This is a genomic window from Streptacidiphilus pinicola, from assembly GCF_003258295.1.
In the GTDB taxonomy this organism is placed as follows: domain Bacteria; phylum Actinomycetota; class Actinomycetes; order Streptomycetales; family Streptomycetaceae; genus Streptacidiphilus; species Streptacidiphilus pinicola.
The window spans coordinates 568-15,842 of sequence record NZ_QKYN01000021.1 but is presented as its reverse complement, the minus strand read 5'-3'; the positions used below and the strand labels follow the sequence as shown (position 1 = coordinate 15,842).

Here is a 15,275-nt window from a genome sequence, read left to right as displayed (position 1 = left end):
ACCGCCCACCGCCCACCCACGGGCAGCCCTGCACATCAACGTGCAGATGCCGTTCAGGTCTTTCGCCATGCCGCGCTGCGCCGAGCAGGCGTCGCAGGAAACGACGTCAGCGGCATCCGACCTGCCCACCCCCTGAGCGGGCGGAGCCCCGGGCGAGCGCCAACTCGCCCGGGGCGACGTCCGCCTCGACGATCGCGAGCCGTCCGGCAGTCACCGGCCGGTCCCGCCAAGCACCGCACCACCGTTCACAGACCTGGACATGGTCGTTCACCACTGGCCGGCGCGCGCCGGTCGGACCCAAGGAGCGTACGACAATGAGACCCATCGCGAGACGCAGCACCGTCATCAGGAGCGTGGCCGTTCTGGCGGCCCTCGGACTGGGCCTGACGGCCTGCTCGAGCTCCTCCCCGAAGGGCGGCGGAGCCGGCGGCGGGAAGACCGCGGCCGAGACCCTCTACTTGGAGGACAACACCGGCGCGACCGCGTTCACCGAGGACTTCAACCCGTTCGACGGCAACTCCTTCGGCCGGACGCAGAACACCGACTCGCTGATCTACGAGCCGCTGCTGCAGTACAACACCCTCAACCCGACCCAGGCGCCCACCCCGTGGCTGGCCGACAAGATCGACTGGTCGAGCGACGGCAAGACCGCCACGATCCACCTGCACTCCGGCGTCAAGTGGTCCGACGGCTCCCCGCTCACCTCCGCGGACGTGGCCTTCACCTACCAGCTGGTGACGGACAACGCGGCGGCGAACACCCAGGGCGTGCCCAAGGCCGCCTCGATCACCACGCCCGACACCAGCACCGTGGTGCTCACCTTCGCCTCGCCCGAGATGGCGAGCGCCCAGGCGATCGGCAACCAGCTGATCGTGCAGAAGAAGCAGTGGTCCGCAGTCTCCGGTCCGGCCACCGCGGTCATCAAGGCCTCGCAGGCGATAGGCACCGGCCCCTACCTCGTCGACGCCTTCGCCGCGCAGAAGGTCAGCTACAAGGCCAACCCGGCCTACTGGGGCGGCAAGCCCAAGGTCCCCGAGGTCGCCGTGGCCAACTACGCGAGCAACGACGCGGCCACCACCGCGCTCGCCCAGGGCCAGCTCGACCTGGCCGGCAACGACATCAACAACGTGCTGACCTCCTTCGTCGCCAAGGACACGCAGCACAACCACCTGTTCCAGACCGACGCGCCGTACTTCCCGGCCGGCAACACCGTCGCGCTGCTGCTCAACACCAAGAGCCCCACCGCGCCGGCGCTGGCCGACGTGGCGGTCCGCAAGGCGGTCAGCGCGGGCATCGACCGCGCCTCCATGGCCAGCCAGTGCGAGACGAACTACGAGCTGCCCGCCTCCTCCTCCGGGGGCCTGACGCTGCCGCTGGACCAGAGCTCGCTCAACCCGGCGACCGCCAAGGACCTGAAGTCGGGTTCGGACGCGTCCGCGGTGCAGAGCCTGCTGAGCGCGGACGGCTACGCCAAGGTCGCCGGCAAGTGGACCAAGGGCGGCAAGACGATCTCGTTCACGATCATCGACCCGAACTCCTTCACGGACTACTGGTGCGACGCCAAGGCGATGCAGCAGACGCTGAACGGCCTCGGCTTCGACGTGAAGGTCAACGGCGACATGGACTACAACGGCTGGAACACCGCCATCACCACCGGCAAGTACGACGTGGCGCTGCACTGGGGCCAGGGCACCACGGCCTTCCAGCGGCTGCAGTTCATCCTGGACTCCACCCTGACCTCCCCGGTCGGCCAGCCGTCCGCCGGTGACTTCAGCCGCTACCAGAGCACCGCGGCCGACGCCGCGGTGAAGCAGTACCAGAACGCGACCACCCCGGCCGACCAGCAGACGGCACTCAACGCCCTGCAGCAGGAACTCTCCACGAACGTTCCCGCGGTGCCGGTGCTCTACGGAGCGTCCTGGTACGAGTTCAGCACCGCCAACTTCACCGGCTGGCCGACGAAGGACAACGCCTACGTCAACCCGACCCCGCAGGACCAGTCGTACGAGTACATGATCCTGCACCTGACCCCGGTCAAGTGAGGCCTCGCCGACCGGAACCGCCCTCGCGATGACGCCCCGTCAGTGGGCGAAGACCGTGTCCGGCGGCGCTGGGGAGGCCTCCGCCTCGGCGTCGCGGGCCACAGCGGCGCCGGCTTGGAAGTCGTCCAGGTCGGCGCCGTGCACGATGCGCGCGACGACGGGATCGCCCGCCATGGCGCGCCCGAGCTCCGTCAGGGCCAGCGGGGCGGTGGAGGCCAGCAGGATGAGGTTGCCGAAGCGCTTGCCGCGCAGCACGGCCGGGTCGGCGACCATGGCGACCTCGGGGAAGACCGCGCGCAGGGTCGCGACCTGACGTCGGGCGAACGGCAGCCGACCGCCGTCGGCGATATTGGCCGTGTAGTGGCCGCCGGGCGCCAGGGCGCGCGCGGCGGCCTCGGCGAACTCGACGGTGGCGCAGTGGGCGGGCACGCGGGCGCCGCTGAACACGTCGGCGATCACCAGGTCCGCCCAGCCCTCGGGGGTGCGGGTCAGCACCTCGCGGGCGTCACCGCCACGGACCCGGATCTGCCAGGTGCGCTCCAAGGGAAGTTCGCGGCGCACGAGCTCGGTCAGGGCGGTGTCGATCTCGGCCACCTGCTGGCGGGAGCGGGGACGCGTCGCGGCGATGTAGCGGGGCAGGGTCAGCCCCCCGCCGCCGAGGTGGAGGGCGTTCAGCGGCCGGCCCGGCGCGGCGGCCAGATCCGTGACCCGCCCGAGGCGGCGCTGGTACTCGAAGGTCAGCCGCCCCGGGTCGTCGAGGTCGACGTGCGACTGCGGGGCGCCGTCCAGCAGCAGCGTCCAGGCCTTGGGGCGGTCCCGGTCCGGCACCAGCTCGGCGGTGCCGGAGGCCACCTGGGCGGAGATCGACGCCACGGCCGCGCCGCCGCGGGCAGCACCGGATCGAGCCGCGCCACCGCGCCTCGGCCCACTCGCACGCTCCGCCTCGGCTTCGCTGACCTGGCCCTTCCGCTTTCTCGCCATCGGTCCAGTATCCGTGATCCACCCGCACGGCTCGAACGGACGGCGAGAACGAGCAACCCGGACCAGCGGACCAGCCGGGCGAGCGCTCAGAGCCTCTCGCTCGCGGCGAGGGTACGCGCCGCCTCGCCGAGGGCGGCACGGAGCTCGGCGGGATCGGTGAGCACCGGGCCGGGGCCGCCCGCCGTCGGCGGCAGCAGCCAGTGCGACTCGGCGCCGGGCGTGGGCACGGGGCGACAGGAACTGCCGGGCAACTGCCACTGGGCGGCGGTGCCGAAGGGGACGAGGAAGGAGAGCGTTGACTCGGCGTCCCCCAGGAGCACGGCTCCGCAGCCGCCGCGCAGCCGCAGGATGTCGACGGTCTCCAGGCCCTCGCGCTCGGGCACGGTGACCACCTCGCACCCCGGCCGGAGCGCCCGCCTGCCTCCGCCGACGGCCGCTCGCCGGGCCGACTCCGCGCACCCGGCGCGGCCCGACTCGCCACGGCCCGACTCGGCGCGGGCTGGATCGCCGCATCCTGATTCGCTGTCCGCCTTCATCTGCACGGCCGCCTCCTCGCTCGCACCCCGGGTACAGGCGCTCTCTATCCCCTACAACGCGTGGAACCGGCTCCGGCCACGGCGTCCCAAACCCGCGAGCCATGGCATTTCATGGCAGACCGCCGCGATCAGGTCCGACTGGTCCGGAAATGTCGGAAAACCGAGCGTGTTCGAATTCTCGCTCAGAGTAATGTCGCTCCTGCAATTCCGTATCAGGGGGTGCCGCATGGCTCACGTCTCTCTCCCTTCTCCCGCCTCTCCCAACGTGCGGATGCGCGAACGTCGCGGAGACCTCTCCCCTCGCGAGTTCGCCGCGTCGGTCCGACGCGCGGCGCGCGAGATCGGGGAGCACGTCTCCTGCGACGCCCGATACGTCGGCCGGGTCGAGTCGGGGGAGATCCGGCGTCCCAACTACGCCTACGAGCGCGTCTTCCGCCACATGTTCCCCGGCGCCAGCCTGGCCGATCTCGGTTTCACGCCGCGAGGGGAGTCCCGGCGTGCGGCCGTGCTCCCGGCACCACGCGACGAGGAGAACGACGACGTGCAGCGACGCACGTTCCTGGCCGGCGGCCCCCTGGCCGTGGTCACCGCACTGAGCTGGGACGGTCCCGCCCACGCTCAGAGTTCCCCGGCGGCCCAGGACGCCGCCGTCCATCCCCTGGGGGCGGCGCCGTCCGCGGTCGGCCCGGGATCCGGGGCGGTCCCGGATCCCGGGACGCTCCCGCAGCCGAACGTCCGGGTGGGCCTGCGCGAGGTCGGCGAGGTCGAGTCGGCGGTCCGTCAGATCCGGCTGCTGGACGACGTCCACGGCGCCGACACCCTGTTCGAGCGGGCGGGCCACACCCTGCGCTCGACCTACCAACTGCTCAACTGCGGCACGTACACGGCGCAGGTGGAGCAACGGCTACAGGCGTCCGCCGGCGAGCTGGCCATCTCCGTCGGCTGGCTGGCCCACGACTCCGGCCGGCTGGCCGAGGCGCGCTCCCTCTACGCCGAGGCGCTGGCCACGGCCCGGATGGCGGGGGACTCCGCTCTGGAGGCCCACGCGTTCTGCAACACCGCCTTCCTGGCCCGGGACGCGGGACGCCCGCGAGAGGCGGTCCGCGCCGCCCAGGCCGCGCGGAGCGCGGCGGCGGACCTCGGCTCGGCCCGGTTGCAGTCCCTGCTGGCGCTGCGTGAGGCCGGCGGCTGGGCGCTGCTGCGGGACCGCGGCTCCTGCCTCAAGGCGCTGGGCGAGTCCCGTTCCGCCTTCGAGCAGGGCCCCGCGGAGGCGGACCCCGAGTGGATGTCCTTCTTCAACGAGGCCGAGCTGGCCGGTCTGACGGCCCAGTGCTGGGCCGCGCTGGGTGAGTTCGAGGCGGCGGCGGAGTGGGCCGAGCGGGCGATAGCGCTGCAGCCGGCGCACTTCGTCCGCAACCGCACCCTCTACACGGCGGAGCTGGCCCACGACCAACTCGGCCGCGGCGCCGTGGTCGAGGCCGCGCACAGCGGCTCGTCCGCGGTGGCACTGCTCTCCCAGGTCCGCTCCACCCGCATCCGCGGCATGGTGTCCGCGACGGCGGAGCGGATGAGGCAGCACCGTTCGGTGCCGGAGGTCTCCGACTTCCTGGAGCGGTACGAACTGGCGATCGCGAGCTGATCGCGCGCCACAAGAGCTGCGCGGCCTGCGGGGTGGGGCTCCCTCGCGGGCCGCGCATCGGCCGGGAGCGGTCCTTTCCCGCTCCCGGGCCGGCTTGTCGACCCGTCGGCTTGTCGGCCCGTCAGCCGAAGAGCCGGGACAGGACGAGCCCCGCCGCGCCGAGGGCGACGGCGTTGGGGCCGGACGGGGCGAGGGAGACCGTGACGGGCTGCCAGGCCGGGTCCGGGAGGCGGGCGGCGAGGACGCGGAGGATCTCGGCGGGGTAGACGTCCGGGGCGGCGAGCACCTCGCGGCCGCCGAGGACGACCTCGTCGAGGTCGAGCAGCCGGACGAGGTTGGCGACGGCCTCGCCGAGCACCGCGGCGGCCGCCTGGGGCGTGGGGGCGGCGGCCCACAGCGCCTCGACGCAACCGGTGTTGCCGCAGCGGCAGCGCGGGCCGTTCGGGTCGAGGGTCTGGTGACCGAACTCGCCCGCGTTGGTGCGGGCGCCGCGCTGGACGGCGCCGCCGAGGACGAGGCCCGCGCCCAAGCCCCGGTCCAGGTGGACGAAGGCGCGGTTGGGCGAGCCCAGTCCGCTCAGCACACCGGCCGTGCTGTCCTTCTCGATGAGCGCGGGCAGGCCGAGCCGACCGGCCACCTCGTCGCGCAGCGGGAGGCCGTCCCAGGAGGGCGCGCCGGTCACCTGGTGCAGGACCCCGGCGAGTTGGTCCAACGGGCCGGGCGAGGCCACGCCCACACCGAGGACGCGCTCGCGCGGCACGTCGGCGAGGAGCCGGCCGACCTCCTCGGCGAGGAGATCCAGTACACGGGCGGGGCCCCAGCCGGCGAGGTCGATCGGAACCCGCCGGTCGGCGACCACCCGCCCGGTGAGATCGGCGCGCAGCACCGTCAGCGCGTCGCGACCGAGTTGTGCGCCCACGGCCCAGCGCGCCTCGGGCACCAGGGTGAGCAGCGTGCGCGGCTTGCCGCCGGTGGAGGCGCCGCGTCCGGTCTCGGCCAGCAGGCCGTCCTCGACGAGCCGCTGCACGATCTTGCTGATCGCCTGCGCGGTCAGCCCGGACTGCCGGGCGAGCTCCACCCGGCTGATCCCGCCCTCGCCGGCGACCCTGACGAGGGTCAGCACGGCCGCCGCGTTGTGGTCCCGCAACGCCGACAGGTTCGCGCCGGGGACGGTCGGCCGGACCGGCGGGGTGGACGCCGGTGTGACGGCCGAGTCGCCTGGGGATGTTGAGGATCCGGGGGTGGACACGAGTCGATTATGCGGGATGCTTGCCACTTAATCCACACTGTTGTTTAACTGGTTCCATGGCGAACAGCACTCCCAACCCCACCCCGGCCCCCGCGGCCGGCACGCAGGACGGCCCCGCGCCGCTCCGCGTGGGCCTGATCGGCTACGGCCTCGCGGGCGCGGTCTTCCACGCACCCCTGATCACGACCACTCCCGGCCTGCGGCTGGACGCCGTCGTCACGGCGAACCCGGAACGACGGGAACAGGCCGCCGCCCGGCATCCGCAGGCGCGCCTGCTCTCCTCGCCCGAGGAGCTGTGGCCGCTCGGCCTGGATCTGGTGGTGATCGCGTCACCGAACCGCACCCACATCCCGCTGGCCACCGCAGCCCTGCAGGCGGGTATGCCGGTCGTGGTCGACAAGCCGCTGGCGGCGACGGCCGCCGAGGGCGCGGAGCTGGCCGGGCTGGCGGAGTCGCGCGGCCTGCCGCTGAGCGTCTTCCAGAACCGGCGCTGGGACGGGGACTTCCTGACCGTCAGCGAGCTGGTCCGGTCCGGGCGGCTCGGTCGGGTGCATCGCTTCGAGTCCCGGTTCGAGCGCTGGCGGCCCCAGCTCAAGGGCGGCTGGCGGGAGCTGGGCGACCCGGCCGAGGCCGGCGGTCTCCTCTACGACCTGGGCAGCCACCTGGTCGACCAGGCGCTCACCCTCTTCGGCCCGGCCACCAGCGTCTACGCCGAGCTCGACGTCCGCCGCGGGGGCGCGGCGGCCGACGACGACACGTTCGTCGCGCTCACCCACGCGAACGGCACCCGCTCCCACCTGTGGATGAGCGCCACCGCGGCCGAACTCGGGCCGCGTTTCCGGGTGCTGGGCAGCGAGGCCGCCTACACCAGCTGGGGCCTCGACGGCCAGGAGGACGCGCTGCGGGCCGGCCGCACCCCGGCCGACGAGGGCTGGGGCGTGACACCCGCGGCGATGTTCGGACAGCTCGGCGCGGTGGACGACTACGTCGCCCACCCGACCCTGCACGGCGCCTACGAGCGCTACTACGCCGGGGTCGCGGCCGCGCTGCGCGGCCAGGCCCCGGTGCCGGTCGAGCCGCGCGACGCCGTCGCCGCGCTGAAGGTGCTGGAAGCAGCGCGGCAGTCCGCCGCCGAGGCCCGGACGGTGTCGCTGTGACCACGACGGCCGAGCTCGTCGAGCAGGAGCGCCGCCTGCAGTTCTCCCGGTTCACCAACGACGACGCCTGGCGGCTCGGCTGCCTGCTGGTGGACCTGGTCCGCGAGCGCGCCCTGCCGGTCGCCGTCGACATCCGCCGCGGCGAGCAGCAGCTCTTCCACTTCGCCGCCCCCGGGAGCAGCGCCGACAACGACGCCTGGATCGAACGCAAGATCCGCGTGGTGCGACGGTACGCGGCCAGCTCCTACCTGGTGGGCCAGCGCTTCCGGGAGCAGGGCAGCAGCTTCGAGGAGAAGTCCCGCCTCGACCCCGACCGGTACGCGGCCCACGGCGGGGCGTTCCCGATCGTGGTCGCGGACGTCGGCCTGGTCGGCACCGTCGCGGTCTCCGGGTTGCCGCAGGTCGACGACCACAAGCTGGTGGTCGAGGCGCTGGAGCAGTTCTTGGAGGGGTAACAGCTTGGAGGGGTAGCAGCCCTGGAGGGCTAACAGCCTGGCGGGGCAGCAGCTTGGACGGGTAGCAGCCCGGAGGGGCCGCTCAGGAGGCGAGGTGCGCGGCGTCGTTCCAGCGTTCGACGGCGCGCGCCCCGTATTCCCAGGTCAGCACGGACAGCGCGGCGGGGCCGAGCTTGAACTGCTGGCCTCCCTCGGGCGGCAGCCCGAGCCAGCGCGCGGCCATGATGCGCAGCAGGTGGCCGTGGGCGAAGACGACGAGGTCGCGGTCGGCGGCGTGCATCACGGTCGTGTCCGGGTCCGGCACGCCCGCGCGGGCGTCCACCTCGGCGAGGAAGGCGTCGACCCGCGCGCCCACCTCGGCGAGCTTCTCGCCGCCGGGCACGCCGTCGCGCCAGATCAGCCACCCCGGCTGGCGCTCCGCGCGGACCTCCGGGCCGGTCAGGCCCTCGTAGCCGCCGTAGTCCCACTCCAGCAGCCGCTCGTCGGTGCGGATCCGCCCGCCGAAACCGGCCAGCTCGGCGGTCTCCCGGGCGCGGGAGAGCGGGCTGCTGACGATCTCGGCGTCCGCGAGACCGTGCCACGGCCCGGCAGCGAGGCGAGCGCCCAGGCGGCGGCCCATCTCGCGGCCCTCGTCGGTGAGCGGGACGTCGGTGCGGCCGGTGTGGCGGCCGGTGGCCGACCAACCGGTCTCGCCGTGCCGGACCAGCAGGATCCGCGCGGGCATGCGGGCCTCCTCGGGCATCGCCGGGGGCCGGGGCGCGCCGCGCTGCGCACTCCGGTGCGTCCCGGAAGGGGAACGAACAAGTGCCTCCATGATCCCGGACCCCGTCGCGGCCCGCGCACCGGGGCCGGTCCGCACCAGGCCGGGCCGGTTCGCCGGTCAGGCCGAGCGGGAGGCGAGGTCGCGGATGCCGCAGAGGATCAGGTCGAGGCCGTACTCGTACTGCTCGCGGCCGTTCTCCGTGCTCAGCAGGAGCTCGGGGGCGAGATCGGCCAACACCGGGAAGCGCTCCGGCGGCAGGGCGGCGATGCGGGAGCGGAACAGCTCCAGCGCCTCGGGGCGGGCGCAGACGCGGATCTCGCGCAGCGCGGAGCCGATGGTGAAGCGGGAGAGCGTGCCGTACGCGCGCGCCGCGTCCTCGCGCCCCAACCCGCCCTCGCGCAGCAGCGCGAGCATCCGGTCCATCGCGGAGGTGGCGGCGTCGAGGAAGTCGTCGTTGGCGGTGGACTCGGCGAGCAGCCGGAGCACGGCCGGTCGGCCGGTGAAGAGGTCGTGCACCGCGACGCAGGCGGCGCGCAGGCGCTGGTCCCAGCTGCCCTCGGTGCTGGGCGGGGTGTAGCCGGCGAGGACCCGGTCGCGGGCGGCGCGGAACAGCTCGTCCTTGCCCCGGAAGTAGGTGTAGAGCGCCATCGTGCCGACGCCGAGGTCCTCGGCGAGCGCGCGCATCGAGAAGGCCTCCAGGCCTCGCTCGTCCAGCAGCCGCAGCGCGTGCTCGAGGATCAGGTCGGGGTTGAGCGACCCTCTTGGCGCGCGCGACCGACGGGCCGGCCGGGACGGCGCGGCAGTGGCGGTCGACTGCTCGGAGGGCATGTCTGGAGCGTACACAGGCCTGGTAAGGGCCACCTTGATTGTCCCCGGAGGCTCGGAGGGGCGGTTGTCCGTCGGTCTAACGTACAGCGTACGGTAGCGTGTACGTTCTTCCTGTCCGCTCCTCGGACAGGCCAGACCCGCGCGGAGCCCAGCCATGTCCACACCTGCCACCCCCACCAGCCCGGCGCGGGGGACGACGTGGCTGCGGGAGGTGCTGCTGGTCGCGGTCGTCTACTTCGCCTACGACGGCAGCCGGCTGCTCGTGCGCGGCGGCGTGCAGCGGGCGCAGCGGGACGCCGCGCGCCTCGTCGACGTCGAGCAGTGGCTGCACCTGGACCCCGAGCGCCGGCTGAACGCGGACTTCACCAGCCACCGCTGGCTCGGCATACCGGCCGACTTCGCCTACGCGTCCCTGCACTACGTCGTCACGCCCGCGGTCCTGATCTGGCTCTGGCGCCACCACCGTGACGTCTACCGCCGCGCCCGGACCTGGCTCGGGATCTCGACGGTGCTGGCCCTTGTCGGCTTCGTGCTCTTCCCGGCGGCGCCGCCGCGCCTGCTGCCGACGGCGTTCGGGTTCACGGACACCATGGCCCAGCACGCCGCGGTCGGCTGGTGGGGCGGCAGCGCGAGCGTGCCGAACGGGCTGGGCTCGATGACCAACGAGTTCGCGGCGATGCCGAGCCTGCACGTGGGCTGGGCCCTGTGGTGCGGCCTGATGCTGGTCACCCACGCACGGGACACGACGGTGCGGGCGCTCGGCGCGCTCTACCCGGTGATCATCGCGCTGGTGGTGATGGGCACCGGCAACCACTACCTGCTGGACGTGCTGGCCGGGGTGGGCGTGATCCTCCTGGGCCGCGCCCTGACCGGCCCGGCCCTACGCCTCTGGGACCGCAGCGCCCTCCGCACGACCCGCGCCGACGGCCTCACCACCGCGGACTGGACGACCCGGTCGCCTCGGGAGCGTTCTCCACGCGGCCCGGGTGGGACGGGGTTTCGGGACGGATGTCAGTAGCAGGTGCAACACTGGCGGGCACCATGAACCACAGCACGCATCCTCGGGTCGATCAGCCCCTCACCCCCCTCGAAGCGCGACTCGCCGCGCTGCGCGGGGACGCCGCCGCGCGCAGCATGGACGCCCGGGCGCTGGCCGCGCTCGCGGCCAATCCGGGGTGCGACCGGCGCGCCGTGCTCGACGCCGCGGGCGTCGACAAGGCGTCCCTGGCAGCCCGGTTGGGCAGTCCCGCCGCGTTCGGCCAGTCGCCGTTCGCGATCACCCGCGGTCTCGTCTTCGAACGGCGGCTGCGTGCCGACCGGTGCGCGGAGCTGGTCGCGCTGCTCCGGTCGGAGCTGCTGCCCGAGGCGTCGGCGCAGACCCCGGTCGAGGTGCCGGACCTGCTCCCGTCCGAGGGCCCCGCGGTGCGCGCGGCGCGGACCCGGGTGGCCCTGTCCGAGGCCGCGGCCGCCGCTTCGGCGGGCCGGGCCTGGACGCTGCTGGACCGCCCCCTGCTGCGCCTCGACGTCGCGGGCTCCTCGGTCTCCCTGGAGCCCGACGCCATCGTGGTCGGCCCGGACGGGCGCTGGACGGTCGTGGAGATCAAGTCCTTCCCGATCCTCGACGGCAGCGCCGACCCCACCAAGGTCGGCGCCGCCGCCCGCCAGGCCGCCGTCTACGTCCTGGCGCTGCGCGCCACGGCGTCCGCGCTGGACGCAGCGGCCCCAAGCGCGGTCAGGCCCGCCGGCGCTTCCGGCGCCGGGAAGCCCGGCTCGCCCTACGTCGAGCCCGAGGGGCTTGCCGGGGCGGTGCGGACCACGGGGCTGCTGGTCTGTCCGCGGGACTTCTCGAACGTCGCCGTCGCCGCGCCGTTGGATCTGCGGAAGCAGCTCGCGGTGACGCGGCGGCAGTTGGTGCGGATGACGCGGATCGAGACGCTGCTGGCCGCGCTGCCGGAGACGGCGCGGCTGGACGAGGCGCCGGAGGCGGTGGACGCGCTCGCGCACGCGTACACGCCGGACTGCCTGGCGGCGTGCGAGCTGTCCTTCCACTGTCGGACGCAGGCCCGGGCCGCGGGCGCGGTGGAGACGCTCGGGCGAGGGGTGCGCGGCGAGTTGGGCAGCCTGACCACCGTCGAGGCCGCGCTGGCCGCGACCGGCGAGGGCGAGGCGCTGGCGCGCGCCGCCCGGCTGCGCGAGGAGGCGCTCGCGCGATGAGCCTGCTCACCACCCTGGCGCGGCTGGAGGCGGTCCGCGCGGGCGTCGCCCAGCCGCTCGCGACGGTGCGTCACCGGCACGTCTCCGAGCGGCCGTTCGCGCTGGTGCCGCTCGCGGCGGCAGGCGAGACGGGGGCGCCGCTGGCGATGCTGCTCGGCTCCGACCGCGAACACCCGCGGCTGCTCACCGTTCCGCAGCCGCTCGACCGCGACCTGCGGTTCGCCTTCCTGGCCCGGCTCGGCGACGAGTTGCTCCCCTATCTGGAGAGCTTCGGCGGCGACGTGGAGCTGCTCGAACGGAACGTCAAGGATCCGGAGTCGGGCGAGAAGACCGTCGAGGTGCGCGAGCTCTGCGCGGACGCGCCGCAGTTGATCGTGCCGAACCCGGGCGGGGTGGAGCTGCTGGGGCTGTTCGGTCGCTCGACGCGCTTCCGGCGCACGGCCGAGGATCCCGATCCCGGCCCCTATCCGGCGCCCGCGCGGGTGCCGCTGCTCGGCCGCTGGCTGACGCATCTGTCCGAGCGGGCGAACGTGCCGGGATCGTCGATGCTGCTGCCGCTGACCAGCACGCTCGCGCGCCACTGGGCCACCGGCCAGAGCTCCCTGGAGGACGCGCACCTGGGCGCGCTGCTGGCGTGGATCGCCCCGCCGGAGGGCTCGCGCGGCGAGCAGGCCGCGTCGCGCGCCGAGAACGGCAGGGACGAGCGCGGCCAGTTGCTGGTGCCGCCGGCCGGTCCGGCCACCGATCCGGATTTCGACAGCCTGCTGCTCGCCCCGGCCGTCACCCGCTACGACGCGGCCCGCTCCGCGCAGGACGAGCCGCTGACGCGGGCGCGCGCCGAGGAGATCGAGGCGCTGCTGAGGTCGGTGCTGCTCCCGGTCTGGCACCAGGTCTGGCAGGGCATCGACCTGCTGCGTGAACTCCCGCCCGCCGCCCACGTCGTGGAGCGCTGGGAGGGCGACCGCTGGTCTTACACCGGCCACCGGGACCGCGTCGCCGCGGGCGAGCCGCCACAGCCGCTGCACGACGACGCGGTCACGGCCGCGCGCAAGCTCGCGCAGCGCGAGCGCGAGCAGGTCCGCGTGGATCTGGAGGAGGCTCTGGACGACCCGCTGGCCATGGCCGAGCACCGGCTCGCCGGTCAGGCGTTCGCGGGGGAGGTCGTGGAGGTGCAGCCCGACTACGACACGAGCGGGCGCAGCCCGAAGCCGCGCCCGCTGGTCACCGTTCGCACGGAGGACCGACCGCATCTCGACCCGGGCGGGGAGGTGCACCGCGCGGGCGGGCCGTCGACGCAGCGGGCCGAGCTGGCGTGGCTCGACGCGGAGGCGGGCCTGCTGACGCTCCGTCTGCTCAGCGGCATGGGTCGCAAGAAGGAGCCGGAGCCGGGCTCGGTGCCGGAGCAGGGCGAGCAGGTCTGCTTCACCCTGTTCGAGTTGTCGGCCCGTCAGTCCGCTCCGCTGCCCGATCCCGAGGACACGCCCTGGACCCACGGGGGGCCGCCCCAGTGAGCACGCACCCCTCCCCCGCCGCGGCCCCGACGCCCGGCGAGCAGGCCGACGCCGCCGTCGCCGCGATCCTCGCCTCCGCGCTGCACGGCGGCGAGCGCGGCACGGTCGTCGACTCGCCCCCCGGCGCCGGAAAGTCGACGCTGGTCGTGCGGGCCGCGCGCGAACTGGTCGCCACCGGCGAGCGGTTGATGATCGTCGCGCAGACCAACAGCCAGGTCGACGACCTGGTGGACCGGCTGGCCCAGGCCGATGCCGGGCTGGCCGTGGGCCGACTGCACGGCAGTGACGCGCTGCCGTCCGAGATCGCGACGCGGCACGCGGGCGTGGTCGCCTCCACCAAGGCGGCGGACCTGCGCGAACTGCCGGTCGTGGTGGCCACGGCGGCCAAGTGGCAGTGGGTCAGGGACACCGACCCGTGGCACCACGCCATCGTCGACGAGGCGTACCAGATGCGCTCGGACGCGCTGCTGGCTGTGGCCCGGCTCTTCGAGCGTGCGCTGTTCGTCGGCGACCCGGGCCAGTTGGACCCGTTCAGCATCGTCGGCACGGACGACTGGGCCGGCCTGCACCACGATCCGTCGCAGAGCGCGGTCGTGACGCTGCTCGCCCACAACCCGGGGATCGTGCCGCACCGGCTGCCGGTCTCCTGGCGCCTGCCCGCCTCGGCCGCGCCGCTGATCTCCGACGCGTTCTACCCCTTCACCCCGTTCCGCGCGGGCACGGAGTCGGGTGACCGGCTGCTGGGGTTGGGCCCCGCGACGCCTCCCCCACCCGCCGGCCTCGCGCCGGGCCTGGCGCGCGCGGCGGACGAGGTGCTGGACGTGGCGGCGGAGTCCGGCTGGGGGCTGCTGGAGCTGCCCGCGCGGCTGACCGTGCGCACCGATCCGGAGGCGGTGGCCGCGGTCGCCGCGGTGGTCGCCCGGCTGCTGGCCCGGGGCGGCGAGGCCCGTTCCGAGCGCGGCACGGCGCCCGTCGACGCGGAGCGGATCGCCGTGGGCACCGCGCACCGGGACCAGGCCGCGGCGGTCCGCGCGGCGCTGGCCGCGCTGGGTGTCACGGGCGTCACCGTCGACACCGCGAACCGTCTGCAGGGCCGGGAGTACGACGTCACGGTGGTGCTCCACCCGCTGTCCGGGCGCCCGGACGCGACGGCGTTCCATCTGGAGACCGGTCGCCTGTGCGTGCTCGCCTCCCGGCACCGGCACGCGTGCGTCGTCGTGACCCGCGCCGGCATCCCGGAGCTGCTCGACGCCCACCCCGCCACGGAGCCGGTCCAGCTCGGCGTGGTCTCCAAGTTCCCGGACGGCTGGGAGGCCAACCACGCCGTGCTGGAGCACCTGCGGCGGCACCGGGTGCCGGTCGGATGAGGGCCGCGCCGGCCGCTCGCCCGGGCCGCCGCCCGGCCGCCCGGGAATACGCACAGCGCAAGGCCCTGTTCCTCACGCGTTGGCGTGGCCGGACAATGGAGTGTCGGCACGCACCTGTCCCCCTCGTCGCTCCAGGAGGTTCCCGATGTCCGACTCCCCGGTCGATCCCGCGCCGCAGCGGCGGCTTCGGCCCGCGCCGCTGCTCTTCGAGCCGGGTCTCGCGGAGCCGGAGGCGGAGCACTTCTTCGATCTGGAGTCGATCGAGGACCCCCGCGAGCTGCTCGCGCGGGCGACTGAGCTGACCCTCGCGTTCCGCGCCGCCGCCGAGCGGGCGAGCGACTTCCAGGCGCTGGCCGCGGCCCAGCTCGCGGACACTCGGCGGTTCGACAACCTGAGCCTGGAGCAGATCGCCGAGTCGGCGGACTGGACGCCCGACTATGCCGCGAAGATGGTCGAATACGGCCGCAGCCTGCAGCAGCGTCGGCCGGTGGACTGAGGCGGGCGCCCCGCGCGCTTTGGCATATGCCAAAGCG

At 74.2% G+C, this 15,275-nt stretch carries 14 protein-coding genes; 9 read left to right on the top strand and 5 right to left on the bottom strand.

Going from position 1 to position 15,275, the window contains the following annotated elements; all coding sequences use genetic code 11:
* Positions 1 to 314: 314 nt before the first annotated feature.
* On the top strand, positions 315 to 2,042 hold the full coding sequence (locus DN069_RS04860) for an ABC transporter substrate-binding protein (protein ID WP_111499566.1): 1,728 nt from the start codon (positions 315 to 317) through the stop codon (positions 2,040 to 2,042).
* A gap of 39 nt (positions 2,043 to 2,081) precedes the next feature.
* Here the strand turns inward: DN069_RS04860 and DN069_RS04855 are convergent, their stop codons facing one another.
* Complete coding sequence (locus tag DN069_RS04855; RefSeq protein ID WP_165845372.1) at positions 2,082 to 3,023, bottom strand: spermidine synthase; 942 nt, start codon at positions 3,021 to 3,023, stop codon at positions 2,082 to 2,084.
* 86 nt (positions 3,024 to 3,109) lie between these two features.
* Complete coding sequence (locus tag DN069_RS04850) at positions 3,110 to 3,406, bottom strand: hypothetical protein (protein WP_341538437.1); 297 nt, start codon at positions 3,404 to 3,406, stop codon at positions 3,110 to 3,112.
* 424 nt (positions 3,407 to 3,830) lie between these two features.
* On the opposite strand from DN069_RS04850, the gene DN069_RS04845 reads away from it, so the two are divergent.
* Complete coding sequence (locus tag DN069_RS04845) at positions 3,831 to 5,198, top strand: NsdA family TPR-like regulatory protein (protein ID WP_341538436.1); 1,368 nt, start codon at positions 3,831 to 3,833, stop codon at positions 5,196 to 5,198.
* A gap of 121 nt (positions 5,199 to 5,319) precedes the next feature.
* On the opposite strand, the gene DN069_RS04840 is transcribed toward DN069_RS04845, so the two are convergent.
* A complete protein-coding gene (locus DN069_RS04840) occupies positions 5,320 to 6,447 on the bottom strand; it encodes an ROK family transcriptional regulator (protein ID WP_111499562.1) in 1,128 nt (375 codons plus the stop codon).
* 56 nt (positions 6,448 to 6,503) lie between these two features.
* On the opposite strand from DN069_RS04840, the gene DN069_RS04835 reads away from it, so the two are divergent.
* Together DN069_RS04835 and DN069_RS04830 are read left to right on the top strand one after the other, a co-directional pair.
* Positions 6,504 to 7,604 (top strand): Gfo/Idh/MocA family oxidoreductase, encoded by a 1,101-nt coding sequence (locus tag DN069_RS04835; RefSeq protein WP_111499561.1) that lies wholly within the window; start codon positions 6,504 to 6,506, stop codon positions 7,602 to 7,604.
* A complete protein-coding gene (locus tag DN069_RS04830; protein WP_111499560.1) occupies positions 7,601 to 8,059 on the top strand; it encodes a heme-degrading domain-containing protein in 459 nt (152 codons plus the stop codon). Before DN069_RS04835 ends, DN069_RS04830 begins: the two co-directional genes overlap by 4 nt.
* A gap of 82 nt (positions 8,060 to 8,141) precedes the next feature.
* On the opposite strand, the gene DN069_RS04825 is transcribed toward DN069_RS04830, so the two are convergent.
* The gene (locus DN069_RS04825) at positions 8,142 to 8,783 is read right to left on the bottom strand and encodes a histidine phosphatase family protein (RefSeq protein ID WP_111499605.1); all 642 of its coding nucleotides are present in this window, start codon (positions 8,781 to 8,783) and stop codon (positions 8,142 to 8,144) included.
* A 156-nt stretch (positions 8,784 to 8,939) separates the two neighbouring features.
* Positions 8,940 to 9,650 carry a TetR/AcrR family transcriptional regulator gene (locus DN069_RS04820; RefSeq protein ID WP_165845371.1) on the bottom strand — a complete coding sequence of 237 codons (711 nt, stop codon included), beginning with the start codon at positions 9,648 to 9,650 and terminating at the stop codon, positions 8,940 to 8,942.
* Positions 9,651 to 9,804: 154 nt separating this feature from the next.
* On the opposite strand from DN069_RS04820, the gene DN069_RS04815 reads away from it, so the two are divergent.
* The 5 genes from DN069_RS04815 to DN069_RS04795 all read left to right on the top strand — a co-directional run bounded on the left by DN069_RS04815 (position 9,805) and on the right by DN069_RS04795 (position 15,238).
* Positions 9,805 to 10,668, top strand: a complete 864-nt coding sequence (locus tag DN069_RS04815) for a phosphatase PAP2 family protein (protein ID WP_111499558.1) — start codon at positions 9,805 to 9,807, stop codon at positions 10,666 to 10,668.
* Between the two features lie 23 nt (positions 10,669 to 10,691).
* A complete protein-coding gene (locus tag DN069_RS04810) occupies positions 10,692 to 11,864 on the top strand; it encodes a hypothetical protein (RefSeq protein WP_111499557.1) in 1,173 nt (390 codons plus the stop codon).
* On the top strand, positions 11,861 to 13,375 hold the full coding sequence (locus DN069_RS39825; RefSeq protein WP_165845370.1) for a hypothetical protein: 1,515 nt from the start codon (positions 11,861 to 11,863) through the stop codon (positions 13,373 to 13,375). The genes DN069_RS04810 and DN069_RS39825 overlap by 4 nt, the downstream gene beginning before the upstream one ends.
* Positions 13,372 to 14,742: an AAA domain-containing protein gene (locus DN069_RS04800; RefSeq protein WP_207892046.1), complete on the top strand. Its 1,371-nt coding sequence runs from the start codon at positions 13,372 to 13,374 to the stop codon at positions 14,740 to 14,742. Before DN069_RS39825 ends, DN069_RS04800 begins: the two co-directional genes overlap by 4 nt.
* A gap of 145 nt (positions 14,743 to 14,887) precedes the next feature.
* Positions 14,888 to 15,238 (top strand): hypothetical protein, encoded by a 351-nt coding sequence (locus tag DN069_RS04795; RefSeq protein ID WP_111499556.1) that lies wholly within the window; start codon positions 14,888 to 14,890, stop codon positions 15,236 to 15,238.
* Positions 15,239 to 15,275 lie beyond the last annotated feature (37 nt).

Coding starts and splice junctions, on each gene's coding strand:
- DN069_RS04795 (WP_111499556.1), top strand. CDS start 14,888: ATGTCCGACTCCCCGGTCGATCCCGCGCCGCAGCGGCGGCTTCGGCCC.
- DN069_RS04845 (WP_341538436.1), top strand. CDS start 3,831: ATGCGCGAACGTCGCGGAGACCTCTCCCCTCGCGAGTTCGCCGCGTCG.
- DN069_RS04815 (WP_111499558.1), top strand. CDS start 9,805: ATGTCCACACCTGCCACCCCCACCAGCCCGGCGCGGGGGACGACGTGG.
- DN069_RS04860 (WP_111499566.1), top strand. CDS start 315: ATGAGACCCATCGCGAGACGCAGCACCGTCATCAGGAGCGTGGCCGTT.
- DN069_RS04835 (WP_111499561.1), top strand. CDS start 6,504: ATGGCGAACAGCACTCCCAACCCCACCCCGGCCCCCGCGGCCGGCACG.
- DN069_RS04810 (WP_111499557.1), top strand. CDS start 10,692: ATGAACCACAGCACGCATCCTCGGGTCGATCAGCCCCTCACCCCCCTC.
- DN069_RS39825 (WP_165845370.1), top strand. CDS start 11,861: ATGAGCCTGCTCACCACCCTGGCGCGGCTGGAGGCGGTCCGCGCGGGC.
- DN069_RS04820 (WP_165845371.1), bottom strand. CDS start 9,650: ATGCCCTCCGAGCAGTCGACCGCCACTGCCGCGCCGTCCCGGCCGGCC.
- DN069_RS04855 (WP_165845372.1), bottom strand. CDS start 3,023: ATGGCGAGAAAGCGGAAGGGCCAGGTCAGCGAAGCCGAGGCGGAGCGT.
- DN069_RS04825 (WP_111499605.1), bottom strand. CDS start 8,783: ATGCCCGCGCGGATCCTGCTGGTCCGGCACGGCGAGACCGGTTGGTCG.